Origin of the sequence: Pseudonocardia abyssalis, assembly GCF_019263705.2 — a bacterium.
GTDB classification, from domain to species: Bacteria; Actinomycetota; Actinomycetes; order Mycobacteriales; family Pseudonocardiaceae; genus Pseudonocardia; species Pseudonocardia abyssalis.
The window spans coordinates 1,785,742-1,809,976 of sequence record NZ_JADQDK010000001.1; the positions used below are offsets into that span (position 1 = coordinate 1,785,742).

Genomic DNA, 24,235 nt, shown 5'->3' on the forward strand with positions numbered 1-24,235 from the left:
CGCCGTCACAGCAGGCCGACCTCCTGCAGCAGGGTCTCGGTCTCGGCCAGCGACGACAGGTCCGCCAGGTCGACGTCCGGCGCGGACAGCGACTCCAGCGCCACCAGGTCGACGTCGGCACGGGCCGGGGTGACGCCGTCGATCACCGGGTACTCGGCCGTCCGGTCGACGAGGTACTGCTGGCCCTCGGCGGAGAGCAGGTAGCGCACGGCCTCCAGCGCGGGCCCCTGGTCGTCGGCGGCCGCGGTGACGCCCACCCCGGCGACGTTGACCAGGCCCAGCGGGTCGTTCGCGACGTAGTGGTTGCGCACCGGGTAGGTGGCCGGGTCGAGCTCGGCGATCTTCTCGAAGAGGTAGTAGTGGTTGACGAGGCCGGCCGCGACGGTGCCCGCCGCCACCGCGTCGACGACGGCACCGTTGCCGTCGAAGCGCTGCGGGTTCTGCGCGGCGAAGGCGGTGAGCCACTGGCGGGCACCGTCCTCGCCGCGGATCAGCCGCAGGCCGGTCACGAACGACAGCCACGACGCGTTCGACGGCGCGATGCCGATCTGCCCGGCCCACCGGGGGTCGAGCAGGGCGTCGAGCGAGGTCGGCAGGTCGGCCTCGGGGACCAGGGCGGTGTTGTAGGCGACGACCCGGGCGCGCGCCGAGGTGGCGACCCAGGTGGAGTCGGTGGCGCGGTAGCGCTCCAGGGCGGGCTCCAGCACGTCGGCGGGGAGCGGGGCGAGCAGCCCGGCGCCCGCGACGGCGCCGAGCGCACCGGCGTCCTGGGCGAAGAACAGGTCGGCGGGTGAGTCGGCTCCCTCCTCCAGGAGCTGGGCGGCCATCTCGCCGGTGCTGCCGTAGCGGACCTCGACGGGAGTGCCGACGGCCGCCTCGAGCTGCGCGATCAGCGGGCCGACGAGCTCCTCGTTGCGTCCGGAGTAGATCGTCAGGACGCCGTCGCCCTCCGCGGCCGTCGCAGGCGCCGGGGCGGGCGCACCCCCGCACGCGACGAGCGCGGCCCCGACCGTCAGCAGGGCGATCGTCCGACTCACGTACTTACTGGGCAGATGCACGGAAGGTCCCTTTCACTCAGTTGAGCGCAGGCTAACCTAGCCAGGGGTCCGAGTCGACGGTCGGCCGGATGCTGGTCCAGGGTGGGTCCATGAGCAGCCGGTTCGACGACCTCCAGGACTACCTCGACCTGCCGCGCCTCTCGGGGCTCACGCTCTCCCCCGACGGCACCCGCCTCGTCACGTCCGTGGCGACCCCGGGGCCCGACCGCACCCGGTTCGGCACCGCGCTGTGGGAGATCGACCCGGCCGGGGAGCGGCCCGCCCGCCGGCTCACCCACAGCGCGAAGGGCGAGGCCGGGGCCGTGTTCACCCCCGACGGCGACGTGCTCTTCACCTCTGCGCGGCCCGACCCGGCCGTCGCCGAACAGGCCACCGACTCCCCCGACGCGCTGTGGCGGCTGCCGGCGGGCGGCGGGGAGGCCGAGGTGGTCGGCACCCGGCCCGGCGGGATCTCCGGCGTCGCCGTGGCCCGGGACGCCGGCACCGTCGTGGTGACGTCGATGACGCTGCCGGGCTCGACCTCCGGTGAGGACGACGGGTCCCGCCGGAAGGCACGGCGGGAGAAGAAGGTGAGCGGGATCCTGCACACCGCGCACCCCGTCCGGTTCTGGGACCACGACCTGGGTCCGGACGCGCCGCGCCTGCTCGGCGCGTCCGCACCGGGCGAGCCGTGGACCGACCTCACGCCGACCCCCGGGGCCGCACTCGTCGAGGGCTCCCACGACGTCACCCCCGACGGCCACCACGTCGTCGGCACCTGGGCGGTGCCGCAGCGCGGTGGCGGCACGCGGTCGACGCTCGTCGTCGTGGAGGTGGCGACCGGCGAGCGGCGGGTGCTCGCCGACGACCCCGGCCACGAGTTCCACGGCCCGGTGATCAGCCCGGACGGCACGCGCGTCGCCTGCGTCCGGGAGAGCCTCTCGACGCCGCACACCGCCGTCGACATCCGGCTCGTCGTGCTGCCGCTCGCGGGCGGGGAGCCCGTCGACGTCGCGCCGGGGTGGGACCGCTGGGTGTCCGGGTCGCAGTGGACGCCCGACGGCGCCGCGCTCGTCGTCACCGCCGACGACGGGGGCCGCTCGCCGGTGTTCCGCATCGAGAACGGTGTCGTCACGCGCCTGACCGGCGACGACGGCGCGTACACCGACGTGCGGGTGTCGCCGGACGGCGCGCACGTCTACGCCCTGCGCAGCGCGATCGGCGCCCCGCCCGCCCCCGTCCGCCTCGACGCACGCACGCCCGATCAGCGCCCCGTCCTGCTCCCCTCCCCGGAAGCGGCCCCGGAGGTGCCCGGCACGCTCACCGAGGTGCACGCGACCGCCGAGGACGGCACCGCGCTGCGGGCGTGGCTGGTGCTGCCGGAGTCGTCGGAGCCCGCGCCGCTGGTGCTGTGGATCCACGGTGGTCCGCTGGGCAGCTGGAACGCCTGGCAGTGGCGCTGGAACCCGTGGTTGATGGCCGCGCGCGGGTACGCGGTGCTGCTCCCGGACCCGGCGCTGTCCACCGGCTACGGTCTCGACTTCGTCGCCCGCAGCTGGGGCGAGTGGGGCGGCACCCCGTACACCGATCTGATGGCGCTCACCGACGCCGCCGTCGCGCACCCGGACGTCGACGGGACCCGCACCGCGGCGATGGGCGGCTCCTTCGGCGGCTACATGGCCAACTGGATCGCCGGACACACCGACCGGTTCGCCGCGGTCGTCACGCACGCGAGCCTGTGGGCACTCGACCAGTTCGGCCCCACGACCGACGCGCCCTGGTACTGGCAGCGTGAGATGACCGCGGACATGGCGCAGGCCAACAGCCCACACCGCTTCGCCGACGCCGTCTCCACACCGATGCTGGTGATCCACGGCGACCGCGACCACCGCGTGCCCGTCGGCGAGGCGCTGCGGCTGTGGTGGGACCTCGTCAGCCGGTTCGACGGGGACCCGGACGACCTGCCGCACCGGTTCCTGTACTTCCCCGACGAGAACCACTGGATCCTGACGCCGCAGAACGCCGCGCTCTGGTACGCCACCGTCCTCGCGTTCCTGGACCATCACGTGCTCGGGAAGGACTGGGAGACCCCGGACCTACTGCAGTAGCCCGCGCAGGCGGTCGATGTCGGCACTCTGCGTTGCGACGACGTCGTCGGCGAACTCCGCGACCAGGAGGTCGGTGCCGGCGGTGCGCACCTGCCCCGCCATCGTCAGCGCGCCCTGGTGGTGGGCGATCATCAGCGTGACGAAGAGCCGGTCGAACGCGGGCCCGGTGGCGGTGGCGAGGTCGGTGAGCTGCGCGGGGGTGGCCATACCCGGCATGCCGGTGTGGTCCCCGCCATCCCCGCCATCCCCGCCATCCCCGTGGTCCCCGTGCGCTGGGTGGGCGTCCTGGCGGGCGAGCCAGGACTCGAGCACCGCGATCTCCGGCCCCTGGACGCCGGCGATGCGTTCGGCCATCGCCCGCACCCCCGGGTCGGCGGCCCGGGCCGGGGCGAGTACCGCCATCTCCAGCGCCTGTTCGTGGTGCGGGACCATCCGCTCGACGAACTCGACGTCGGCGGGCGACACCGGCACCGGTGAGCGCCGCTGCGCCACCTCCGCCCCGTCCATGATCTGCGCGGGCTCCCCCGGCGCACCCGGCACGACGACCCGTGGGCCCTCCGGCGCGGCGCCGCACCCGGCCAGCGCGAGGACCAGCGCAGCGGTCACCAGTGCGCGTCGCATGCCGGTGACGCTACCGACGCCCCGCTGATCCGGTCGAGTGATCCTCCCGCGCGGGGGTTCGGTTCCGTCCGGTTCCCTTGGCACAGTGCGTGGCAGTCGGGGGACACGTCGGGGGGACGATCAGCGATGGACGGACGGCTGCGAACCGTACTGGTCACGGCGGTGGTGGCGGCGTTCGCGCTGGTCACACCGCTGCCTGCCTCGGCGACGGTTCCGGGGCCGCCACCGGTCGGGCCGGGCGTCGACGAGATCGTGAGCAGCGACAACCTCACCCAGCTCGCGAACGTCCCGCGGCGGGACCCGTTCACCGGCGAGGCGTCCTACGGCACCGACATCGCCTTCCAGGGCGAGCTCGCCTACGTCGGCAACTACGACGGTTTCGTCGTCTACGACATCAGCGAGCCCACCGCGCCGCAGATCGTCAGCCAGGTGCTGTGCCCGGGCTCGCAGAACGACGTGTCGGTGAGCGGTGACCTGCTGTTCCTGTCCACCGACTCCCGCTGGAGCGACGACACCTGCTCCGCGGCGCCGCAGCCGCAGGGCCTGCTGCCGTACTGGGAGGGCATCAAGGTCTTCGACGTGTCCGACCCGGCCGATCCGGCGTACGTGACGTCGGTGGCCACGGCCTGCGGCTCGCACACCCACACGCTCGTCCCCGACACCGCGGGCGAGTCGGTCTACCTCTACGTCTCCTCCTACTCCCCCGCGCCGGAGCTGCTCGACTGCCGGCCGCCGCACGACCGGATCTCGATCGTCGAGGTGCCGCTGGCCGACCCGGCCGCCGCGGCCGTCGTCGCGGAGCCGGTGCTGTTCCCGGACGGCGGCAACCCCGGCCCGGGCAGCGACACCACCACCGGCTGCCACGACATCACCGTCCACCCGGCGACGAACCTCGCCGCGGGTGCGTGCATGGGCGACGGCGTGTTGTTGGACATCTCCGACCGCGAGGACCCGCAGGTCATCGAGCGGGTGCGCGACGACACCAACTTCGCGTTCTGGCACAGCGCCACGTTCAACGACGACGGCACGAAGGTCGTCTTCACCGACGAGCTCGGCGGCGGCAGTGCGGCCACCTGCACCGCCGCGGTCGGTCCGCTGCGCGGCGCCGACGGGATCTACGACATCGTCGACGGTCAGCTCGAGTTCCGCAGCTACTACAAGATCCCCCGCCTGCAGACCGAGCAGGAGAACTGCGTCGCGCACAACGGCTCGCTCGTCCCCGTGCCGGGTCGCGACGTCATGGTGCAGGCCTGGTACCAGGGCGGGATCTCGGTGTGGGACTTCACCGACTCCACGAACCCCGTCGAGATCGGGTTCTGGGAGCGCGGCCCGCTCTCGAGCACCGAGCTGACGCTGGGCGGCTCGTGGTCGGCGTACTGGTACAACGGCCACGTCTTCTCCTCCGACATCCAGAAGGGCCTCGACGTGCTCGCCGTCGACGACCCCGCGATCGCCGGCGCCGAGGACGTGGTGTTCGACGTGTTCAACCCCCAGACCCAGCCCACCTACGGCGGCTGAGCCCCGTTCTCACCCCCGTCCGCCGACGGGTAGGCCCTCCTCCGCACATGAGGAGGCACGCACGAGTGGGAACAAGATCGTCGCCTACAAGGAGCCCGGCGTCGTCGCGGTCGAGGACCACGACTACCCGAAGCTCGAGGTCCCGACCCAGGTGGCCGAGGCGATGGGGATGACCCGCAAGGCCGACCACGCGGTGATCCTGCGGACGGTCTCGACGAACATCCGGGCGGGCTCCGCGTACGGCTACCTCGACATGGGTGGCTGGGAGGGCGGGCAGGCCGAGTTCGTCATGGTCCCCTTCGCCGACTTCAACCTGCTGAAGTTCCCCGACCGGGACCAGGCGCCGGAGAAGGTCCTCGACCTCACGATGCTGTCGGACATCTTCCCGACCGGCCACCACGGCGCCCACACCGCGGGCGTGACGACCGGGGTCCACCGGCTACGCCGCCGGGGCCGGCCCGGTCGGTCTCGCCGCCGCGTACTCGGCGAACCTGCTGGGCGCGGCCGTCGTCATCGTCGGCGACCTCAACGCCGACCGGCTCGCCCAGGCGCGCTCGTTCGGCTGCGAGACCGTCGACGTCTCCGCGGGCGCCTCCCTGGAGGACCAGATCGGCCAGATCCTCGGGACGAACGAGGTCGACTGCGCCGTCGACGCGGTGGGCTTCGAGGCCACCGGACACGGCGCCGGGGCGGGCGAGCAACCGGCCGCGGTGCTCGACTCGATCATGTCGCTGACCCGCGCGGGCGGCGCCTCGGCATCCCCGGGCTCTACGTCACCGGCGACCCCGGAGCCGGCGACCCCGACGGCCTGACCGGTCCGGTTCCACCGCCGACCGCGCAGACCCCCGGTCACCGCACAGACCCCCGGCGGTCTGCGCGGTGACATCAGGGTCTGCGCGGTGGCGTCCGGCGGGGTGGAAGCGGGGTCAGCGCGCGTCGGCCGGCGACGGGTCGGGGTCAGCGGAAGGTCTGTCGGAGCCGCTCGGCCACCGGCGCGAACCGGTCGAGGTCGGCCCACACCCACCGCACCATCCCGAGGTCCTCGGCCCGGACGGCGTCCTCCCGCCGCTTCTCCTCGAACAGCACCTGCGCGACGTCCTGCCCGGGGCGCAGGGACCGGCCGTACTTCACCCGGCCGTCGAACTCCCCCACCGTCCGCCGTTCCGGCCAGCCGAAGTCGGTCTGCGCCACCTCGGTCCCGTCGCGGCGGCGCACCCGCCACTGCAGCACCGGCACCGGGAGGCCGGCGTCGCGCAGCGCGATGCGACTGCGCGTCTCGCCGACGCTCATCGAGCCCGGGTCGGCGAACGCGAGCACCCGGGCGGCACCGGGTGCGCCGCGCCACCGCTGCGCCCGCACCAGCGCCGCGGCCAGGTCCTCACGCGTGAGGAGGTGGCGGTGCAGCGCCGCGTCGGCGACGACCAGCGCGGCGTCGAACGACACCGACCGCGCCACGTCGAGCACCGTCCGCGCGATCGAGGTGACCCGCACGCCGGCGACGACCACGATCTCGTCGGGATCGAGCCGGGCCGCGTGCAGGTGCGTGACGGGGCTGCGGCGCGCGCCCGACCGCCGGTCCCGGGTCGCGTGCACGCGGGTCAGGTCCGTGTCCCAGATGGGCAGGCCGTGCACGACGGCGGCCGACTGGTGGCTCGCGACGGCGTCCGGGGCCAGCTCCGCCATGGCGGCGTGCACGTTCAGCAGGTGGCGCAGCTCCGGCCGCGACGGGAGCGGGCCCGCCACGTACCGGCCCCGCCGGACCCCCGCGAGCTCACCGAGCCGCAGCTGCCGACGGACCTCGTGCGGGACCGCCCCGGCCGCGAGCAGGGCGTGCCGGTGCAGGAGGGGATCCACCGGGAGAGGATGCTGCGGCGGTCGTCGTCCCCGTGGCGGAACGGTGGAACTCGGCGGCACCGCGCAGACCGGGTGGTCACGGCGCAGACCGGGTGGTCACGGCGCAGACCGCCGGCGGCCTGCGCCGTGCCCGTGGGTCTGTGCGGTACTGCGGGGTCTGCGCCGTGCGTGGGTCAGGCGGGACGTACAGCCGGCGGGGTCGCGCGCCGGGCCGCGTGGCCCGACGGGTCGCAGCGCGGCGGGGCGGGCCGCTAGAAGGGCAGGCCGAGGACCGGGAGGCCGATCGCCGCGTCCACCGCGATCGCGGCGAACAGCAGGCAGAGATACATGTTCGACAGGTGGAACAGCTTCATCGGGCTGACCTCGTCGCCCGCCACGATGTCGTGGTGCAGGCGGTGGGCCGAGATGACGAACCACGCCCCGCCCAGCACCGCGACGGCCGCGTAGATCCACGACGTGACGGGCAGCAGCGCGAGCGTGACCACGAACATCACCCACGAGTACGCGACGATCCGACGCGACACCTGCACCGGCGTGGCGACGACGGGCAGCATCGGCACCCCGGCGGCGGCGTAGTCCTCGCGGTAGCGCATGGCGAGCGCCCAGAAGTGCGGCGGAGTCCAGAAGAAGATGATCGCGAACATGACCAGCGCGGGCCACTCGACGGTGCCGGTGACCGCCGCCCACCCGATGACGACGGGCATGCAGCCCGCCGCGCCGCCCCAGACGATGTTCTGCGAGGTCCGGCGCTTGAGCAGCAGCGTGTAGACCAGCACGTAGAACGCGATGGCCGCGACCGACAGCGCGGCGGCGAGCCAGTTCGTCGTCAACCCGAGCCAGACCGAGCTGAGCACGCCCAGGACCAGGCCGAAGATCAGCGCGTTGCGCGGCGGCACCTGACCCTTGGCCAGCGGACGGCGCGCGGTGCGCTTCATCACCTTGTCGATGTCGGCGTCGACGACGCAGTTGAGCGCGTGCGCGCTCGCCGCGGCCAGCGCGCCGCCGAGCAGCGTGGCGATGATCAGCCAGACGCTCGGGATGCCCCGCTGCGCGAGGAACATCGCCGGGACCGTGACGACCAGGAGCTGCTCGATGATCCGGGTCTTGGTGAGGCCCAGGTAGGCGCCGACGGTGGATCGCGCACGAGCCACGAATCCGACCTGCGTCGGTGCCACGTCGGACACGGGCACACTCACCGGCACAACCTCGATCCGCGATGTGGTGGGGCGGTTCTTCTACAGCGCGTCGATCCTAGCCCGGCGCATGACGGGACGGCCTGTCGGGTAACCCGGCGTGAACCGTGGGTGCGCAGAGCACACCCACCTGTCCGACGTGGATAGGCTGGCGCCGACGCGTCGTGGCGTACCGCCCCGTGACCAGTGCCTGAAGTAGAAGCCCAAGACCAGGGAGCCGCCGTGCCCGTGACCGATGCCGACATCGCCCGCCTGACGCAGGCCTCGCTGCCCGCCGACTGGACCGAACTGGACCGGCGGGCCGTCGACACGGTCCGTGTCCTCGCCGCCGACGCCGTCGAGAAGGCCGGGTCCGGTCACCCGGGCACCGCGATGAGCCTCGCCCCGCTGGCGTACAGCCTGTTCCAGAAGGTGATGCGCCACGACCCCACCGACGCCGACTGGATCGGCCGCGACCGCTTCGTGCTGTCCTGCGGGCACTCCAGCCTGACGCTGTACCTGCAGCTGTTCCTCGGCGGCTGGGGACTCGAGCTCGCCGACATCGAGAACCTGCGGCAGTGGGGCTCGGCCACCCCCGGCCACCCCGAGCACCGCCACACCCCCGGCGTCGAGATCACCACCGGTCCGCTGGGCCAGGGCCTCGCCTCCGCCGTCGGCATGGCGATGGGCGCGCGCCGCGAGCGCGGCCTGTTCGACCCGGACGCCGCCCCCGGCGAGAGCCCGTTCGACCACCAGATCTTCGTCATCGCCTCCGACGGCGACATCGAGGAGGGCGTCACCGCCGAGGCGTCCTCGCTCGCCGGGCACCAGCAGCTGGGCAACCTCACGGTGATCTACGACGACAACAAGATCTCCATCGAGGACGACACCGACATCGCGCTGTCCGAGGACGTCGCGAAGCGCTACGAGGCCTACGGCTGGCACGTGCAGGTCGTCGAGGGCGGCGAGAACGTCACCGGCATCCTCGACGCACTGGCCGCGGCGAAGGCCGAGACCGGCCGCCCGTCGTTCGTCCTGCTGCGCACGATCATCGGCTTCCCCGCGCCGACGAAGATGAACACCGGCAAGGCGCACGGCTCGGCGCTGGGCGCCGAGGAGATCGCGGCGGTCAAGAAGATCGTCGGGATGGACCCGGAGCGGTCCTTCCAGGTCGACGCCGACGTCCTCGCGCACACCCGCTCCCTGCGCGACACCGGGAGGGCCGCCCACGAGGAGTGGACCACCTCCTTCGACGCGTGGGCGCAGCGCGAGCCCGACCGCAAGGCGCTGCTCGACCGCATGCTGGGCCGCACCCTGCCCGAGGGCTGGGAGAAGGCGCTGCCGAGCTGGGACGTCGACCCGAAGGGCGTCGCCACCCGCAAGGCCTCCGGCGAGGTGCTCAAGGCCCTCGCCGACGTGCTGCCCGAGCTGTGGGGCGGCTCGGCCGACCTCGCGGAGAGCAACAACACCACGATGGAGGGCGCCGACTCGTTCGGGCCCACCTCGATCGCCACGTCGATGTGGAAGGCGCAGCCCTACGGCCGCACGCTGCACTTCGGCATCCGCGAGCACGCGATGGGCTCGATCATCAACGGGATCGCGCTGCACGGGCCCACCCGCCCCTACGGCGGCACGTTCCTCATCTTCTCCGACTACATGCGCCCGGCCGTGCGGCTCGGCGCGCTGATGAAGTGCGCCGGCATCTACGTCTGGACGCACGACTCCATCGGCCTGGGCGGCGACGGCCCGACGCACCAGCCGATCGAGCAGCTCTCCGCGCTGCGCGCGATCCCGGGCCTGTCCGTGGTGCGCCCGGCCGACGCCAACGAGACGGCGTCGGCGTGGAAGGCGGTGCTGGAGCGCCCCGAGGGCCCGTGCGGCCTCGCGCTGTCGCGGCAGAACCTGCCGACCCTGGAGGGCACCTCCGTCGAGGGCGTCGCCAAGGGCGGGTACGTGCTGGCCGACGCCTCGTCCGGCACGCCGCAGCTGGTGATCATCGCCACCGGGTCCGAGGTGTCGCTGGCCGTCGAGGCGCGGAAGGTACTGGAGGACAAGGGCGTTCCCACCCGTGTGGTCTCCATGCCGTGCGTCGAGTGGTTCGACGAGCAGGACGCGGCCTACCGCGAGTCGGTCATCCCGAAGGCCGTCCGGGCGCGCGTGACCGTCGAGGCAGGCGTCGCGCAGTCCTGGTACCGCTTCGCCGGCGACGCGGGCGAGATCGTCTCCATCGAGCACTACGGCGCGAGCGCGGATGCCGACGTCCTGTTCCGCGAGTTCGGCTTCACCACCGAGGCGGTCGTCGCGGCCGCCGAGCGCAGCCTCTCCGCCATCACCGACGACGCAGTCTGAGGAGTTCCGAGATGAGCAACGACCGTCTGAAGGCGCTCGCCGACGCGGGTGTCTCCATCTGGCTCGACGACCTGTCGCGCGAGCGCCTGCGCAGCGGCAACCTGCAGGAGCTGATCACCGGGTCGCACGTCGTCGGCGTCACCACCAACCCGACGATCTTCGCGGGGGCGCTGGCGAACGGCGAGGCCTACGACGAGCAGGTCCGCGAGCTCGCCGGGCGCGGCGCGTCGGTCGAGGACGCGGTCCGCGAGATCACCGTCGCCGACGTCACCGAGGCCTGCGACGTCTTCCGCGGCGTCTGGGAGTCCACGAACGGCGTCGACGGACGCGTGTCGCTGGAGGTCGACCCGGGCCTGGCCCGTGACCCCGACGGCACCGTCGCACAGGCGATCGACCTGTGGAAGGCCGTCGACCGGCCCAACCTGCTGGTGAAGATCCCGGCCACCGAGGCGGGCCTGCCCGCGGTCGGCCGCACGCTCGCCGAGGGCATCTCGGTGAACGTCACGCTGATCTTCTCGGTCGAGCGCTACCGCGCCGTCATGGGCGCCTACCTGGAAGGGCTGGAGGCCGCCGCGGCCAACGGGCACGCGCTGCCGGGCATCGCGTCGGTCGCGAGCTTCTTCGTCTCCCGCGTCGACGGCGAGATCGACAAGCGGCTCGAGAAGATCGGCACCGACGAGGCGCTGGCGCTGCGCGGCAAGGCCGGGGTCGCGAACTCCCGGTTGGCCTACGCGGCGTTCCAGGACGTGTTCTCCGGGGAGCGCTGGGAGGCACTCGCCGCGCAGGGGGCGGTCGTCCAGCGACCGCTGTGGGCCTCGACCGGGGTCAAGAACCCCGACTACCCCGACACCCTCTACGTCACCGAGCTCGTCGTCGCCGACACCGTCAACACCATGCCGGAGAAGACGATGCAGGCCTTCGCCGACCACGGCGAGGTCCACGGCGACCGGGTCACCGGCACCGCAGCCGAGGCGCAGGAGGTCTTCGACGCCCTCGAGCGCGTGGGCATCGACCTCACCGACGTGTTCCTCGTGCTGGAGGAGGAGGGCGTCGAGAAGTTCGACAAGTCCTGGGCCGAGCTCGGCGAGACCGTGCAGGGCCAGCTCGACGGCGCCCGCTGAGTTGGACGAGATGGGGCGCCCGTGCTGACCACCTCCGTCCACCAGCCGGCCGAGCTGCTCGACCGGCTGGTGGACGGGGCCGTCGCGTCCCGGGTCGCCGACGGACCGCGCGCCGCGTGCGTGCGGGCCGCGCGGCCGCTGGTCGGCGAGATCACGGCGCTGCGGGAGTCGCTGCACGTCGCGGGGCTGGCCAAGGTGCTGCTGGTCGCCGCGCCGGAGGTCGGTGCGGTCGCCGAGGCGTTCGCGGGCGACGGCGCCCGGCTCCTCGTGCTCGACACCGCCGACCCGGTACGGGTGGCCGACGCGCTCGACGGCGACCTCGACGCCACGGTGCTCGTGGTCGCCGTCCCGCCCGGCACCGCCCCGGTCGAGGTCCGGGCGCTGGACCGCGTCGTCGAGGAGATCCGCGCGGGATTCCGGGCGGAGGGGCTCGACGCGGACGCGCACACGGTGGTCGTCGCACCCGGTCGGGACGCCACCGTCACCGGTGGGGCCGCCGGTGCCTTCTCCCCCTACGCCCTGGTGCCCGCCGGGCTCGCCGGTGCCGACGTCGCCGCGCTCGTCACCGACGCCGTGGCGGCCCGCGACACCCTGCTCGCCGACGACCCGGCCAACCCCGCCATCGTGTTGGGCGCGCTGCTGGCCGAGCACGACGTCGTGGAGGTCGGGGACCGCTGGGCCGCCGCGCTGCTCGACGCGGTCGGCGGCGAGCCGGTGCCCGTCGTCCACGACGGCGGACCGGACACCCACCAGGCACTGCGCATCGGCCCGGACGGTGACGTCGACGTGCCCGGCCCGGTCGCCGCGCGGATCCTGCTGTGGGAGCACGCCGCGGCCGTCGCCGCGCACCTGCGGGAGCCCGGGCGGCCCGCCCCGTCCGGTGACCACCTGCGTCCGGCGTTCACCGACGACGACGTCGAGGTCTCCGCGGGGCCGTGGCTGCCCCCGGGCACCACCACCGTCGGCGACGCCCTGCTGGCCCTGATGGACGCCGGCGGGACCCACGTCGCGCTGCACGCCCACCTCGACCGCGAGTCCGACGCCTCGATCGCGCTGCTGCGCGGCGTGCTGGCCCGGCGGACCGGCCGCACCGTCACCTTCGACTGGGGCCCGGCGCTGCGGCCGGGAGCGGCCGTCTGCCAGATCACCGGCGCGGGCGACGGCCGCTCCGGGCTCGACGACGCCCAGGTCGGACAGGCCGACGCCGACGCCGCGGCCCAGCCCGGACCGGTACTGCGGCTGCACCTGCCCGACCGCCTCCTCGGGCTGGTGGCCGTCGTGCGCGCGGTACAGCACCTGTAGGACGATCACCCCACACCGAACGACTGGGAGACACGATGACGGCCACGCCGGCTGCGGGCTGGAGCAACCCGCTCCGCGACCCGCGCGACAAGCGGCTCCCGCGGATCGCGGGACCGTGCGGACTGGTGATCTTCGGGGTCACCGGTGACCTCTCGCGCAAGAAGCTGATGCCCGCCATCTACGACCTCGCCAACCGCGGGCTGCTGCCGCCCGGCTTCGCCCTCACCGGCTTCGCCCGCCGCGACTGGGCCGCGCAGGACTTCGGCCAGGTCGTCTACGAGGCCGTCAAGGAGCACGCGCGCACCCCGTTCCGGCAGAGCGTGTGGGACCGGCTCGCGGAGGGGTTCCGGTTCGTCCAGGGCAGCTTCGACGACGACGACGCGTTCGACCGCCTGGAGGACACCGTCCGCGAGCTCGACCGCGAGCGCGGCACCGGCGGCAACCACGCCTTCTACCTCTCGATCCCGCCGAACGCGTTCCCGGTGGTGTGCAAACAGCTCTCCCGCTCCGGGCTCGCCGCCCAGGAGGGCCTCGATCAGTGGCGCCGGGTCGTCATCGAGAAGCCGTTCGGGCACGACCTGAAGTCGGCCGTGGAGCTCAACGGGATCGTCAACGAGGTCTTCCCCGAGGACTCGGTGTTCCGCATCGACCACTACCTCGGCAAGGAGACCGTCCAGAACATCCTGGCGCTGCGCTTCGCCAACCAGCTGTTCGAGCCGATCTGGAACTCCCACTACGTCGACCACGTGCAGATCACGATGGCCGAGGACATCGGCCTCGGCGGGCGGGCGGGGTACTACGACGGCATCGGCGCCGCCCGCGACGTCATCCAGAACCACCTGCTGCAGCTGCTCGCGTTCATCGCGATGGAGGAGCCCACGTCGTTCTCCTCAGACGAGCTGCGCGCGGAGAAGACCAAGGTGCTCAAGGCGACCCGCCTCGTCGGGCCGCTGGAGGAGACCACCGCCCGCGGGCAGTACAGCGGCGGGTGGCAGGGCGGCGAGAACGTGCCCGGGCTCAAGGAGGAGGTCGGCTTCGACCCCGAGTCCGGCACCGAGACCTACGCCGCGATCACCGTCGAGGTCGACACCCGCCGCTGGGCGGGCGTGCCGTTCTACCTGCGCACCGGGAAGCGCCTCGGCCGCCGCGTCACCGAGATCGCGGTGATCTTCAAGCGTGCCCCGCACCTCCCGTTCGACGAGACGATGACCGAGGAGCTCGGCCAGAACGCGTTCGTGGTGCGGGTGCAGCCCGACGAGGGTGTCACCATGCGGTTCGGGTCGAAGGTCCCGGGCTCCACCATGGAGGTCCGCGACGTCACGATGGACTTCGGCTACGGGACCTCCTTCACCGAGGCCTCCCCCGAGGCCTACGAGCGCCTGATCCTCGACGTGCTGCTCGGCGAGCCGTCGCTGTTCCCGGTCAACGACGAGGTCGAGCGGTCCTGGGAGATCCTCGACCCGGTGATCGAGCACTGGCACGCCGCGAAGACCGGGCCCGATCCCTACCCGGCCGGCTCGTGGGGGCCCGAGTCCGCCGACGCCATGCTCGCCCGCACCGGCCGCACCTGGAGGCGCCCGTGATCGTCGACCTTCCGTCGAGCACCACATCGGCGGTCAACAAGAAGCTCGTCGAGCTCCGCGAGGACGGCGGGGTGCAGGCGCTGGGCCGCGTGCTCACCCTGGTGATCATCACCGACGACGGTTCCGCCGTCGAGGGGGCGATCGAGGCCGCGAACTCCGCCAGCCGCGAGCACCCGTGCCGGGTGATCGTGCTGGCCAGCGGCCAGCGCAAGGCGGCGCCGCGGCTCGACGCGCAGATCCGGGTCGGCGGCGACGCGGGCGCGAGCGAGGTGATCGTGCTGCGCGGCTACGGTGCGCTCGCCGCGCCCGAGGCCGGGGCCGGGATGGTCACGCCGCTGCTGCTGCCCGACGCGCCGGTCGTCGCGTGGTGGCCGGGCGAGGCCCCCGCCGTGCCGTCCGATGACGCCGTCGGACGGCTCGCGCAGCGGCGCATCACCGACGCGCTGTCGTCGAAGAACCCGGTGAAGGCGTTCGAGCAGCGCCGCGCGAAGCACGTCGCGGGCGACACCGACCTCACCTGGACCCGCCTGACGCCGTGGCGCGCGCTGCTCGCGACAGCCCTCGACGCCCCGCCGCACGAGGACGTCACGTCCGCGGTGGTCGCGGGCGAGGCCGTGTCGCCGTCGACCGACCTGATCGCGGGCTGGCTCGTCTCCCGGCTCGGGGTGAAGGTCAAGCGCTCCCCCGCCGCGAGCGGGCCCGGCCTCGTGTCGGTCGTCCTGGAACGGCCGTCGGGCCCGGTGGAGCTGCTGCGCCCCGACGGCAAGGTGGGCAGCCTGCGCCAGCCGGGGCAGCCCGACCGGCTCGTCGCACTGCCCCGCCGGGAGCTGCGCGACTGCCTCGCCGAGGAGCTGCGCCGGCTCGACCCGGACGAGATCTACCGTGCCGCGCTCGCCGGTGTCGCCCGGACCACCCGCGGGCGCACGCCGGTGACGGTGCCGGCGCTGGCGGTGTCGTCCTGATGGCCGCCGACATCGCCGTCCACGCCAACCCCGACGTCCTCGCCGCGGCCGCCGCGGCCCGGCTCCTCACCCGCCTGGTCGACCTGCAGGCCGCGGGCGCGGTGCCCAAGCTGGTGCTCACCGGCGGCGGCGTCGGGATCGCGATGCTGGAGCACATCCGGCAGACGCCCGCACGAGACGCCGTCGACTGGGGCCAGGTCGAGTTCTGGTGGGGCGACGAGCGGTTCCTGCCGCCCGGGCACCCCGACCGCAACGAGACCCAGGCCCGCGAGGCTCTGCTCGACCACGTACGCGTCGACCCGGCGAAGGTGTTCGCGATGGGCGCCGACACCGGCACCGGCCCGTCCGGGGCCGACGCCGCCGCCGAGACCTACGCCCAGCTGCTCGCGAAGGCGGCCCGCCCGGAGGACCACGGCCCGGTGCCGTCGTTCGACATCCTGCTGCTCGGGATGGGCGGGGAGGGCCACACCGCGTCGGTGTTCCCGCACTCCCCCGCCGTCTACGAGACCGAACGTTGCGTCGTCGCCGTGCACGGCTGCCCCAAGCCACCGCCCACCCGCGTGTCGCTGACGCTGCCGGCGATCCGCCGCGCCGCCGAGGTCTGGATCATCACCACGGGCGAGGCGAAGGCCGTCGCGGTCTCGCTCGCCCTGGGCGAGGCGGGCGAGGTCGCCATCCCGGTCGCCGGTGCGCGCGGCCGCAGGCGCACCCGCTGGCTCCTCGACCGCGCCGCGGCGTCGAAGCTGCCGCGCGACCTGGTGCCCGCGATCGGCTGATGACCCACGTCGTCGTGGACGGGGCCAACGTCGTCGGCTCCCGTCCCGACGGCTGGTGGCGCGACCGGGCCGGGGCGGCGGAACGGCTGGCCGCGGAGCTCGCCACGGCACTGGACACCGGGGTGCTGGACGCCGGGTTGCTGGACGCCGGGTTGCTGGACGCCGGGTTGCTGGACACCGGGTTGCTGGGCACCGGGGTACACGGTGACGACATCACCCTGCACCTGGTGGTGGAGGGAGCGGCCCGGGCCGCCGACCCTCCCGCGCACCCGCGGCTGCACGTGGTGCGGGCCGACGACGACGGCGACGACGACGACGCGACCGTCGCGCTCACCCGGGACCTCGGTGGGCACGGCGTCGTCGTCGTCACCGCCGATCGGGGTCTGCGCGAGCGCGTCCGGGCCCTCGGGGCCACCTGCACCGGACCCGCGACCCTGTTCGCCGCCCTCCTCGGCCGTGGCGGACGCCCGTGATCACCGGTCAGCCCAGCCAGCCCGGCCGCACCAGACCGGACTCGTAGCCGATCACCACCAGCTGGGCGCGGTCGCGGACCCCCAGCTTCACCATCGCCCGGCTGACGTGGGTCTTCGCCGTGGCCGGGCTGACGACCAGACGCGCGGCGATGTCGTCGTTCGACAGCCCGGTCGCCACCAGGGCCAGGACCTCGCGTTCGCGGTCGGTGAGGCGGGCGAGCAGGGCCCCCACCTCGCGTCCGGGCGGCCGGGCCCGCGCGGCGAACTCCTCGATCAGCCGGCGGGTCACCGTCGGGGAGAGCAGCGCGTCGCCGCGGTGGACGACGCGGACCGCCGCGATGAGGTCGGCGGGCTCGATGTCCTTGACCAGGAACCCGCTGGCCCCCGCCCGGATCGCGTCGAAGATGTAGGCGTCCTCGGCGAACGTCGTGAGCATGACGACGCGGACGCCGGCCAGCCGCGGGTCGGCGACGATCTGTCGGGCGGCGTCGAGCCCGTCGGTGCCCGGCATCCGGATGTCCATGAGGACGACGTCGGGCGCGGTGTCCCGGGCCCGGAGTACGGCCGCGTGCCCGTCCTCGGCCTCCCCGACGACGGCGATGTCGGGGGTCGAGGACAGCAGCGCGCGGAACCCGGCGCGGACGAGCGCCTGGTCGTCGGCCAGCAGCACCCGGATCACGGGGTCGCCTCCTCCCGCGCCGTCGGCAGGTGGGCACGGACCCGGAACCCGCCCTCGGGGCCGGGGCCCGCGGTGAACGTGCCGCCCAGTGCCGCGGCGCGCTCCCGCATCCCGGGCAGCCCGTTCCCGCCCCCGGGTGCCGAGGACGCGGTGCCGTCGTCGGTGACCTCGATGGTCAGCCCCTCGTCGTCGTAGCCCAGCAGGACCGTCGCGGAGTCGGCCGCGGCGTGGCGGCGGGTGTTGGTCAGGGCCTCCTGCACGATCCGGTAGGCCGCGAGGTCCACCCCGGCCGGCAGGTCCCGCGGCGATCCGTGCGTGTGGACGGTGACCGGCAGCCCGGCCTGCCCGTTCTCCACGACGAGCGCGTCGAGGCGGGCGAGCCCGGCGACCGGTTCGCGGGACGGTTCGTCGACGCCGCGCAGCACGCCGAGGGTCGCGCGCATCTCCCGCAGCAGCTCGCGGCTGGACTTCTTGATCGTCGCCAGGGCGCGGCGGGCCTGCTCGGGATCGTCGTCCATGAGGTACAACGCGACCCCGGCCTGCACGTTGATCAGCGACAGGTGGTGGCCGAGCGCGTCGTGCAACTCGCGCGCCATCTCCAGGCGCTCCTCGCCCGCGCGGCGGCGCTCGGCCTCCCGCCGCGCCTCCCGCGCCTGCTCCAGGCGTTCGCGGCGCGACCGGCGCAGCTCGCACCCGGCGACGAACGCGACCAGCGACGCCGTCCAACCCCCGATCGCGGAGAGCGGGATCGCGGTCGTGGGGTGCGTGAGCGCGTAGGCCGAGACCGCGGCGGTGAACGTCACCGCGGTGACGGTGTACGCCACGACCCGGCGCCCGGCCGACACCGCCTCGGCCAGCGCGAACAGCGAGGCGACGAACACCGGCCCGACCGGGTAGCCCAGCGCGAGATAGGTGATCAGGACGGCGGCGACCAGCCCGAGGACGAGGCCGGGCCGGGCACGGCGCACCACGAGCAGCGCCGGTCCGGCCAGCAGCAGCACGACCGCGAGGGCGTCGACGGGACGCGCGGCGGGCTGCCCGTACCGGTCTGACCACTGGGTGCCGCCGAGGGTGAACCCCGCCACCAGGAGCGGCACGACGACCGTCGACCACACGCCGCCCCACCACGCGCGGGAGCCGCCCCACCACGCGCGGGAACTGGGGGTCGGCGGCACCGGTCCACGGTAGCCAGGTCCGGCACCCGACGGATCCCGCGCCGGGCGGAGCCCGGCCTGCGCCCGCGGGCGTACGCCGTTCGGGTCGGCTACCCCGCAGGGCGCAGCCGCGGTGCCCCCGTGGACCGGACGACACGAGCCGTCCGGACCGCGAGGCTGGATCGCGTCCCACCCCGACCGGCCCACCGGAGCGTTCATGACCACCAGCGATGTCCCCGCCACCTCCCTCCGCGTCTCCTCCCTCCGCGTCTCCTCCCTCCGCGTCTCCGACACCGAGCGGGAGGTGGTCGCGCAGCGCCTGCGCGACGCCGCCGCCGACGGCCGCCTGACCCTCGCCGAGGCCGACGAGCGCCAGGCGTCGGCGTACGCCGCGCAGTTCCGCCACGAACTGGCCCCGCTCACCGCGGACCTGCCCGGCCCGGAGCCGGAGCCCGCCCCCCGCGGCTGGGGCGGGCTGAGCCCGTCGGCCCGCCGCCGGTTGACCGTGCACGTGGCCGTCGGTGCGGTGGTCGCCGTGCTCCTGCTGCTCCGCTGGGCGCTCGGCCCGGGATTCGACGGCCCGGGGATCGACGGCGACGGACCCCGCCTCTGGCCCGTCTGGCCGCTGTTCTGGATCGCCCTGAGTGTGCTGTTCCACTACCGCCGCGCGCTGCGTCGCGGATGAGCGGGCTCAGGTGGCGCGGATGAGCGGGCTCAGGTGGCGCGGAGGAGCGGGCTCAGGTCCGGCGGCGGGACGTGCTCGCCGCGGCGCCGGACGCCCCGACCGCGCTCGCGACGACGGAGCGCCGCGGCAGCGGGCTGGAGTAGACGACGCTGGTGGTGACGGCACCGAGGCCCGAGATCCGCCCGGTGACCTCCTCGAGGTGCCGCATCGACCGGGCCCGGACCGTCAGCACGAAGCAGTCCTCCCCGGTGACGTGGTGGGCCTCGCCGATCTCCGGGGTGGTCGCGAGCAGGTCGCGGAAGGGCTTGTAGTTGCCGTGCGGGTAGCGCAGGCGGACCAGGGCGGTGATCGCGAGCCCGAGCTTCTCCGGGTCGACCTCGGCGGTGTAGCCGGTGATCACCCCGGACTCCTCGAGCCTGCGCACCCGCTCGGTGACCGCACTGGGTGAGAGACCGACGGTGCGGCCGAGGTCGGCGTAGCTCGCGCGGCCGTCGGCCTGCAGGGCTTCCAGCAGGCGCCAGTCCGTATCGTCCAGGGAATCCATGGCCACGCACTGAATCTACCGTGGATCGTGTCTGTCAGCACGGGCACAGGCCGCCTAGCATCGGCCCCATGATCGACGCCTCGGCACTCGATGCCGCAGCCTTCTTCGCCGCCCGCCTGGAGTTCCTCACCGACGTCTCCGACGTGCACCGGGACCTGCCCGACGGCGGGTTCGTCCTCGTCGACACCCGCAGCGGCACCGCGTGGGACCAGGGCCGCGTGCCGGGGGCGGTCCACCTGCCGACGGCCGAGCTGCCCGGGCCGCTCGACCCGGGCACGCCCGTCGTCGTCTACTGCTGGGGACCGGGGTGCAACGGCGCCACCCGCGCCGGCCTCGCGCTCGCGCGGCGCGGGTTCGCGGTGCGCGAGATGCAGGGCGGGATCGAGTACTGGATCCGTGAGGGGTTCCCGGTGGAGACGGCGGCCGGGCGCGTGGAGCGCGCGCCCGACCCGCTCACGGCACCCTGCGGATGTTGACGGGGCGGATGTTGACGGGGCGGATGTTGACGGGGCGGATGCTGACGGGGCGGATGCTGACGGGGCGGATGCTGATCAGGAGCCCTGCTCGTCGGGCAGCCGGCCGTGGTTGTACTCGTCGTACGCGGCGAGGTCGAGGAAGCCGTGCCCGCAGTAGTTGAACAGGATGACCTTCTCCTCACCGGTCTCCTTCGCGGCGAGCGCCTCGTCGATCGCGGCGCGGATGCCGTGCGCGCACTCCGGCGCCGGGATCTTGCCCTCGGTGCGCGCGAACTGGATCGCGGCCTCGAACACCTTCCCCTGCGGGTACGCGACGGCCTCCATCCGGCCGTCGCGGACGAGCTGGGAGATCAGCGGGGAGTCGCCGTGGTAGCGCAGCCCGCCCGCGTGGATCGACGGTGGGATGAACGTCGCGCCGAGGCTGTACATCGGCAGCAGCGGCGTGAGCCCCTCCACGTCGCCGAAGTCGTAGCCGAACTCGCCCTGCGTGAGCGTGGGGCACGACAGCGGCTCGACGGCGAGCAGCCGCACGCCGGCGTCGGGGACGAACGGGAACGCGATGCCCCCGAGGTTGGACCCCCCGCCGCACGGCGCGATGACGACGTCCGGCAGCCCCTCCCCCGCCAGCCCCAGCTGCTCCTTCGCCTCGAGGCCGATCACGGTCTGGTGCAGCAGCACGTGGTTGAGCACCGAGCCGAGCGAGTAGTGCGTGTCCGCACGGCCGGCGCAGTCGCGCACGGCGTCGGAGATGGCGCTGCCGAGCGAGCCGGGGTGGCTCGGGTCGTCGACCGGCGACGGCACGACCTCCCCGCCCCAGGTCTCGATCGCGATGCGCCGGTAGGGCTTCTGGTCGAACGAGGCGCGGACCATGTAGACCTTGAGGTCGAGGTCGAACTGCGCGGTCGCGAACGCCAGCGCGGTGCCCCACTGACCCGCACCGGTCTCCGTCGTCAGGCGGGTGATGCCCTCGGCCTTGTTGTAGAACGCCTGCGGCACCGCCGTGTTGGTCTTGTGGCTGCCCGACGGCGAGATCGACTCGTCCTTGAAGTAGATCCGGGCCGGGGTGCCCAGCTCCTTCTCCAGCCGGGTCGCGCGGACCAGCGGGGTGGGCCGCCACAGCTTGAGGATGTCGAGCACCTCGCCCGGGATGTCGATCCACGGCTCCGCACTCACCTCCTGGCCGATCAGCGCCATCGGGAACAGCGGAGCCAGGTCGTCGGGGCCGACGGGCTCGCGGGTGCCGGGGTGCAACGGCGGCTGCGGGGGTGTCGCCAGGTGCGGCACCACGTTGAACCAGGCGCCGGGGATCTCGTCAGGGGGCAGCGTCCACCGCGTCATCGGCGGAGGATATCGCGGTCGTAAGGTGCACGACATGGCCGAACCCGCCCTTCCCACGCCGCTCGACACGCCCCTGTCCGCCCTCGACGGATCCCCGCTGCCCTCGCTGGAGGGGCGCGTCGTGCTCGTCGTGAACGTCGCCTCGAAGTGCGGGCTCACCCCGCAGTACACCGGGCTCGAGCAGCTCCAGGAGCGCTTCGGCGACCGCGGGCTGACCGTGCTCGGCGTGCCGTGCAACCAGTTCGGCGGGCAGGAGCCCGGCACCCCCGAGGAGATCGCGACGTTCTGCTCGGCCACCTACGGCGTGAGCTTCCCGCTGACGGAGAAGGTCGACGTCAACGGGCCCGACCGCCACCCGCTCTTCGCCGAGCTGACGACGCTGCCCGACGACACCGGCGCGGCGGGCGACGTGCTGTGGAACTTCGAGAAGTTCCTCATCGGCACCGACGGCACCGTGCTGCGCCGGTTCCGCCCGCGCACCGAGCCCGGGTCCGACGAGGTCGTGGCGGCGGTCGAGGCGGCCCTGCCGCAATGAGACTCCTGGGGGTGCTCGCCGGTGCGGCCGTCCTCGCCGGCTGCACCGCCGCGCCCGCGCCCGAGGCGGCGCCGGTCACCACGCAGCCCCCTGCCCCGCCCGCCGCGTGCCTGCTCGACGCCGACGCCCTCACCATGGCGTCCGGCGTCGCCTGGGCGCCGGACGAGATCGCCGCGAGCGACACCCGCTGCATCTACGACGCCGACGGTGGCGGCGGGGAGTTCCTGGTCGTCGAGATCGCGCCGGCCGTCCCTCTCGACGACGTCGCCGCGGTGTGTACCGCCGGCAGCCGGACACCGGCGGGTACCGGGTTCGTGTGCGGGCTGCCCGGTGGCGGCGTGTTCGCCGCGACGGAGCGCGACGGCGACCTGCTGACCCTCGCCGCCGCGGCGGTGCCCGCGGCGACCACCGCCGACCGACTCGCGACGGCCCTGGACGCACAGCTCACGCTCGTCGGCTGACCGTCCGCGCTGACGGGTGCGCGCACCCGTTCGCCGCCCGCGCACGTCCGAAAGGTGCGCGGCCCGCCGATCAGAGGACGCGGACGACGACCTGCTCGTTGTCGTGCGTGAACGCCTCGTACCGGAACGCGACGTCGTGGGCCGCGGTGTACTCGCGCCACGCCCGGGCCTCGTGCTGCTCCCAGCCGGGGTAGTTGAAGAACTCGTCGAAGACCACGACGCTGCCGGGCCGCAGCCGCGGGCCGACGGCGTCGAGCACGCAGGCCGTGGAGCTGTGCAGGTCGGCGTCGAGGTGCAGCAGGTCGACCGGGCCCGGGTGCCCGGCGAGGAAACCCGGGAGCGTGTCGGCGAACAGGCCGACCACCATCTCGGCCCCGGGGACCTCGGGCGGCCCGTCGACGGCGAACGCGCCGGCGTCGAAGCCCGAGCGCCAGTTCTCCGGCAGGCCGTCGAAGGAGTCGAAGCCGTACACGCCGCCGTCGCGGGCCGCGGCGATGATCGTCAGCGTGCTGCCGGTGAACACGCCGAACTCCAGCGCGAGCCCGCCGGACGGCGCGAGCGTCAGCGCGTGCTCCAGGGTGGCCACCGGGTGCGGGAAGGACCGCGCCTGCTGCATCGTCTGCTGCACGAACCGGGCCGTGGACCTCACGGCCTCGCGCTCGGCCGCGGCGATCGTGTCGCGCCGGTCGCGGTTCTCGACGTCGCGGATCTCGGTGACGATCCGGTCGACCTCGGCCCGGACGGACGCGTCGATCTGGGCCCGCAGCTCGGCGTTCTGCTCGGCCCGGTGCCGGGCGACGACCTCGTCGACCGCGCTGACGATCCTCGCGCGCAACGCTGCGCGCAGGCCCATCGCCGGTCCTACAGCTCGCGGGAGGCGCGCAGGCGGCCGAGTGCCTCGTCGAGGATGGCCGCGCCGTCGGCGTCGGAGCGGCGCTCCTTCACGTACGCGAGGTGCGTCTTGTACGGCTCGGTGCGCGGGGCGGCGGGCGGGTTCTGCCCGTCGCGACCGGCGGGCAGGCCGCAGCGCGGGCAGTCCCACGAGTCGGGGATCTCCGCCTCGGACGCGAACGACGGCGTCGTCACGTGGCCGTTGGCGCAGTAGTAGGGGATGTGCTCGCGCGGGGCGGTCTCGCCGCGCTCGGACTCCCCCATCGGACCGGCACCCACCCGGGTGCCGCGAATCGCGTTGCCACCGGACATCGCCATCTAGACCCCTACCTTCACCAGCAGGCCGGTGCCGACGATGGCGATCACCCAGACCAGCCCTGTGAACAACGTGATCCGCTGGATGTTCTTGTCCGCCATCGTCGAACCGGACAGGCTCGACTGCACGCCGCCACCGAAGAGGCTGGACAGGCCACCGCCCTTGCCCCGCTGGAACAGGATGAACGTGACCAGCAGAACGCTGGTGACGATCAGCACGATCTGGAGAGCGATCCTCATCCCATCCTCTTCACCTCGCGGAACGACCTGACCGAGGGTAC

Annotated in this window: 25 protein-coding genes; 14 read left to right on the forward strand and 11 right to left on the reverse strand. The window is 73.8% G+C overall.

Annotated features, from left to right (window positions below):
• Positions 1 to 5 precede the first annotated feature (5 nt).
• A complete protein-coding gene (locus I4I81_RS08545; RefSeq protein WP_218601364.1) occupies positions 6 to 1,058 on the reverse strand; it encodes an extracellular solute-binding protein in 1,053 nt (350 codons plus the stop codon).
• Positions 1,059 to 1,147: 89 nt separating this feature from the next.
• On the opposite strand from I4I81_RS08545, the gene I4I81_RS08550 reads away from it, so the two are divergent.
• On the forward strand, positions 1,148 to 3,145 hold the full coding sequence (locus I4I81_RS08550) for a S9 family peptidase (protein ID WP_218615943.1): 1,998 nt from the start codon (positions 1,148 to 1,150) through the stop codon (positions 3,143 to 3,145).
• Here the strand turns inward: I4I81_RS08550 and I4I81_RS08555 are convergent.
• Entirely contained in the window at positions 3,134 to 3,766 is a 633-nt protein-coding gene (locus I4I81_RS08555; protein ID WP_218615944.1) for a DUF305 domain-containing protein, read from the reverse strand. The two genes, I4I81_RS08550 and I4I81_RS08555, sit on opposite strands and share 12 nt — an antisense overlap.
• A 126-nt stretch (positions 3,767 to 3,892) precedes the next feature.
• Between I4I81_RS08555 and I4I81_RS08560 the strand changes: the two genes are divergently transcribed.
• Both I4I81_RS08560 and I4I81_RS31740 read left to right on the forward strand, forming a co-directional pair.
• Positions 3,893 to 5,284, forward strand: coding sequence for an LVIVD repeat-containing protein (locus I4I81_RS08560; RefSeq protein ID WP_218605507.1), 1,392 nt, complete (start codon positions 3,893 to 3,895; stop codon positions 5,282 to 5,284).
• Positions 5,285 to 5,796: 512 nt separating this feature from the next.
• Positions 5,797 to 6,096, forward strand: a complete 300-nt coding sequence (locus I4I81_RS31740; RefSeq protein ID WP_443690196.1) for an MDR/zinc-dependent alcohol dehydrogenase-like family protein — start codon at positions 5,797 to 5,799, stop codon at positions 6,094 to 6,096.
• 145 nt (positions 6,097 to 6,241) lie between these two features.
• Here I4I81_RS31740 and I4I81_RS08570 read toward each other — a convergent pair whose 3' ends face one another.
• Entirely contained in the window at positions 6,242 to 7,138 is an 897-nt protein-coding gene (locus I4I81_RS08570) for a type IV toxin-antitoxin system AbiEi family antitoxin domain-containing protein (RefSeq protein ID WP_218605506.1), read from the reverse strand.
• 251 nt (positions 7,139 to 7,389) lie between these two features.
• Positions 7,390 to 8,289 carry a heme o synthase gene (locus I4I81_RS08575; RefSeq protein WP_226363836.1) on the reverse strand — a complete coding sequence of 300 codons (900 nt, stop codon included), beginning with the start codon at positions 8,287 to 8,289 and terminating at the stop codon, positions 7,390 to 7,392.
• A gap of 264 nt (positions 8,290 to 8,553) precedes the next feature.
• On the opposite strand from I4I81_RS08575, the gene tkt reads away from it, so the two are divergent.
• The 7 genes from tkt to I4I81_RS08610 are packed head-to-tail and all read left to right on the forward strand — an operon-like array spanning position 8,554 to position 16,876.
• On the forward strand, positions 8,554 to 10,659 hold the full coding sequence (gene tkt / locus I4I81_RS08580) for a transketolase (RefSeq protein ID WP_218615945.1): 2,106 nt from the start codon (positions 8,554 to 8,556) through the stop codon (positions 10,657 to 10,659).
• Positions 10,660 to 10,670: 11 nt separating this feature from the next.
• The gene (gene tal / locus I4I81_RS08585) at positions 10,671 to 11,780 is read left to right on the forward strand and encodes a transaldolase (protein WP_218605138.1); all 1,110 of its coding nucleotides are present in this window, start codon (positions 10,671 to 10,673) and stop codon (positions 11,778 to 11,780) included.
• Between the two features lie 21 nt (positions 11,781 to 11,801).
• Positions 11,802 to 13,082, forward strand: coding sequence for an amino acid adenylation domain-containing protein (locus tag I4I81_RS08590; protein ID WP_218605139.1), 1,281 nt, complete (start codon positions 11,802 to 11,804; stop codon positions 13,080 to 13,082).
• Between the two features lie 35 nt (positions 13,083 to 13,117).
• Positions 13,118 to 14,665: a glucose-6-phosphate dehydrogenase gene (zwf, locus tag I4I81_RS08595; RefSeq protein ID WP_218605140.1), complete on the forward strand. Its 1,548-nt coding sequence runs from the start codon at positions 13,118 to 13,120 to the stop codon at positions 14,663 to 14,665.
• Entirely contained in the window at positions 14,662 to 15,627 is a 966-nt protein-coding gene (gene opcA, locus I4I81_RS08600) for a glucose-6-phosphate dehydrogenase assembly protein OpcA (RefSeq protein ID WP_218605141.1), read from the forward strand. The genes zwf and opcA overlap by 4 nt, the downstream gene beginning before the upstream one ends.
• Positions 15,624 to 16,403 carry a 6-phosphogluconolactonase gene (gene pgl / locus I4I81_RS08605; RefSeq protein WP_218616544.1) on the forward strand — a complete coding sequence of 260 codons (780 nt, stop codon included), beginning with the start codon at positions 15,624 to 15,626 and terminating at the stop codon, positions 16,401 to 16,403. The genes opcA and pgl overlap by 4 nt, the downstream gene beginning before the upstream one ends.
• Positions 16,403 to 16,876, forward strand: coding sequence for a hypothetical protein (locus I4I81_RS08610; protein WP_218606201.1), 474 nt, complete (start codon positions 16,403 to 16,405; stop codon positions 16,874 to 16,876). Before pgl ends, I4I81_RS08610 begins: the two co-directional genes overlap by 1 nt.
• A gap of 7 nt (positions 16,877 to 16,883) precedes the next feature.
• Here the strand turns inward: I4I81_RS08610 and I4I81_RS08615 are convergent, their stop codons facing one another.
• Positions 16,884 to 17,555: a response regulator gene (locus I4I81_RS08615; protein WP_218606202.1), complete on the reverse strand. Its 672-nt coding sequence runs from the start codon at positions 17,553 to 17,555 to the stop codon at positions 16,884 to 16,886.
• Entirely contained in the window at positions 17,552 to 18,730 is a 1,179-nt protein-coding gene (locus tag I4I81_RS08620) for a sensor histidine kinase (protein ID WP_218606203.1), read from the reverse strand. Before I4I81_RS08620 ends, I4I81_RS08615 begins: the two co-directional genes overlap by 4 nt.
• Before the next feature lie 196 nt (positions 18,731 to 18,926).
• Here I4I81_RS08620 and I4I81_RS08625 point away from each other — a divergent pair, with 196 nt between their 5' ends.
• Positions 18,927 to 19,394, forward strand: coding sequence for a DUF1707 SHOCT-like domain-containing protein (locus I4I81_RS08625; protein WP_218615946.1), 468 nt, complete (start codon positions 18,927 to 18,929; stop codon positions 19,392 to 19,394).
• 52 nt (positions 19,395 to 19,446) lie between these two features.
• Here the strand turns inward: I4I81_RS08625 and I4I81_RS08630 are convergent, their stop codons facing one another.
• Positions 19,447 to 19,938 carry an Lrp/AsnC family transcriptional regulator gene (locus tag I4I81_RS08630; RefSeq protein ID WP_225925233.1) on the reverse strand — a complete coding sequence of 164 codons (492 nt, stop codon included), beginning with the start codon at positions 19,936 to 19,938 and terminating at the stop codon, positions 19,447 to 19,449.
• 68 nt (positions 19,939 to 20,006) lie between these two features.
• On the opposite strand from I4I81_RS08630, the gene I4I81_RS08635 reads away from it, so the two are divergent.
• On the forward strand, positions 20,007 to 20,414 hold the full coding sequence (locus I4I81_RS08635; protein ID WP_218606078.1) for a rhodanese-like domain-containing protein: 408 nt from the start codon (positions 20,007 to 20,009) through the stop codon (positions 20,412 to 20,414).
• Between the two features lie 75 nt (positions 20,415 to 20,489).
• Here I4I81_RS08635 and I4I81_RS08640 read toward each other — a convergent pair whose 3' ends face one another.
• On the reverse strand, positions 20,490 to 21,752 hold the full coding sequence (locus I4I81_RS08640; protein WP_218615947.1) for a TrpB-like pyridoxal phosphate-dependent enzyme: 1,263 nt from the start codon (positions 21,750 to 21,752) through the stop codon (positions 20,490 to 20,492).
• A 34-nt stretch (positions 21,753 to 21,786) separates the two neighbouring features.
• On the opposite strand from I4I81_RS08640, the gene I4I81_RS08645 reads away from it, so the two are divergent.
• Both I4I81_RS08645 and I4I81_RS08650 read left to right on the forward strand, forming a co-directional pair.
• Positions 21,787 to 22,287, forward strand: coding sequence for a glutathione peroxidase (locus tag I4I81_RS08645; RefSeq protein ID WP_218606076.1), 501 nt, complete (start codon positions 21,787 to 21,789; stop codon positions 22,285 to 22,287).
• Complete coding sequence (locus tag I4I81_RS08650; RefSeq protein ID WP_218615948.1) at positions 22,284 to 22,748, forward strand: hypothetical protein; 465 nt, start codon at positions 22,284 to 22,286, stop codon at positions 22,746 to 22,748. The genes I4I81_RS08645 and I4I81_RS08650 overlap by 4 nt, the downstream gene beginning before the upstream one ends.
• A 70-nt stretch (positions 22,749 to 22,818) precedes the next feature.
• Here the strand turns inward: I4I81_RS08650 and I4I81_RS08655 are convergent, their stop codons facing one another.
• Genes I4I81_RS08655 through secG form a run of 3 tightly spaced genes read right to left on the reverse strand, consistent with a single transcriptional unit; the run spans position 22,819 to position 24,194 of the window.
• The gene (locus I4I81_RS08655) at positions 22,819 to 23,601 is read right to left on the reverse strand and encodes a class I SAM-dependent methyltransferase (RefSeq protein WP_218602888.1); all 783 of its coding nucleotides are present in this window, start codon (positions 23,599 to 23,601) and stop codon (positions 22,819 to 22,821) included.
• Positions 23,602 to 23,609: 8 nt separating this feature from the next.
• A complete protein-coding gene (locus I4I81_RS08660) occupies positions 23,610 to 23,951 on the reverse strand; it encodes an RNA polymerase-binding protein RbpA (RefSeq protein WP_172162279.1) in 342 nt (113 codons plus the stop codon).
• 6 nt (positions 23,952 to 23,957) lie between these two features.
• Positions 23,958 to 24,194 carry a preprotein translocase subunit SecG gene (gene secG, locus I4I81_RS08665; RefSeq protein WP_218602887.1) on the reverse strand — a complete coding sequence of 79 codons (237 nt, stop codon included), beginning with the start codon at positions 24,192 to 24,194 and terminating at the stop codon, positions 23,958 to 23,960.
• Between the last annotated feature and the right edge of the window lie 41 nt (positions 24,195 to 24,235).

What these genes read in the sequence shown, in the direction of transcription:
- I4I81_RS08635 (WP_218606078.1), top strand. Translation starts at nt 20,007, where the DNA reads ATGATCGACGCCTCGGCACTCGATGCCGCAGCCTTCTTCGCCGCCCGC.
- I4I81_RS08550 (WP_218615943.1), top strand. Translation starts at nt 1,148, where the DNA reads ATGAGCAGCCGGTTCGACGACCTCCAGGACTACCTCGACCTGCCGCGC.
- I4I81_RS08610 (WP_218606201.1), top strand. Translation starts at nt 16,403, where the DNA reads ATGACCCACGTCGTCGTGGACGGGGCCAACGTCGTCGGCTCCCGTCCC.
- I4I81_RS08640 (WP_218615947.1), bottom strand. Translation starts at nt 21,752, where the DNA reads ATGACGCGGTGGACGCTGCCCCCTGACGAGATCCCCGGCGCCTGGTTC.
- I4I81_RS08625 (WP_218615946.1), top strand. Translation starts at nt 18,927, where the DNA reads ATGACCACCAGCGATGTCCCCGCCACCTCCCTCCGCGTCTCCTCCCTC.
- secG (WP_218602887.1), bottom strand. Translation starts at nt 24,194, where the DNA reads ATGAGGATCGCTCTCCAGATCGTGCTGATCGTCACCAGCGTTCTGCTG.
- I4I81_RS08660 (WP_172162279.1), bottom strand. Translation starts at nt 23,951, where the DNA reads ATGTCCGGTGGCAACGCGATTCGCGGCACCCGGGTGGGTGCCGGTCCG.
- I4I81_RS08655 (WP_218602888.1), bottom strand. Translation starts at nt 23,601, where the DNA reads ATGGGCCTGCGCGCAGCGTTGCGCGCGAGGATCGTCAGCGCGGTCGAC.
- I4I81_RS08560 (WP_218605507.1), top strand. Translation starts at nt 3,893, where the DNA reads ATGGACGGACGGCTGCGAACCGTACTGGTCACGGCGGTGGTGGCGGCG.
- I4I81_RS08650 (WP_218615948.1), top strand. Translation starts at nt 22,284, where the DNA reads ATGAGACTCCTGGGGGTGCTCGCCGGTGCGGCCGTCCTCGCCGGCTGC.
- I4I81_RS08630 (WP_225925233.1), bottom strand. Translation starts at nt 19,938, where the DNA reads ATGGATTCCCTGGACGATACGGACTGGCGCCTGCTGGAAGCCCTGCAG.
- tal (WP_218605138.1), top strand. Translation starts at nt 10,671, where the DNA reads ATGAGCAACGACCGTCTGAAGGCGCTCGCCGACGCGGGTGTCTCCATC.
- I4I81_RS08645 (WP_218606076.1), top strand. Translation starts at nt 21,787, where the DNA reads ATGGCCGAACCCGCCCTTCCCACGCCGCTCGACACGCCCCTGTCCGCC.
- zwf (WP_218605140.1), top strand. Translation starts at nt 13,118, where the DNA reads ATGACGGCCACGCCGGCTGCGGGCTGGAGCAACCCGCTCCGCGACCCG.
- I4I81_RS08555 (WP_218615944.1), bottom strand. Translation starts at nt 3,766, where the DNA reads ATGCGACGCGCACTGGTGACCGCTGCGCTGGTCCTCGCGCTGGCCGGG.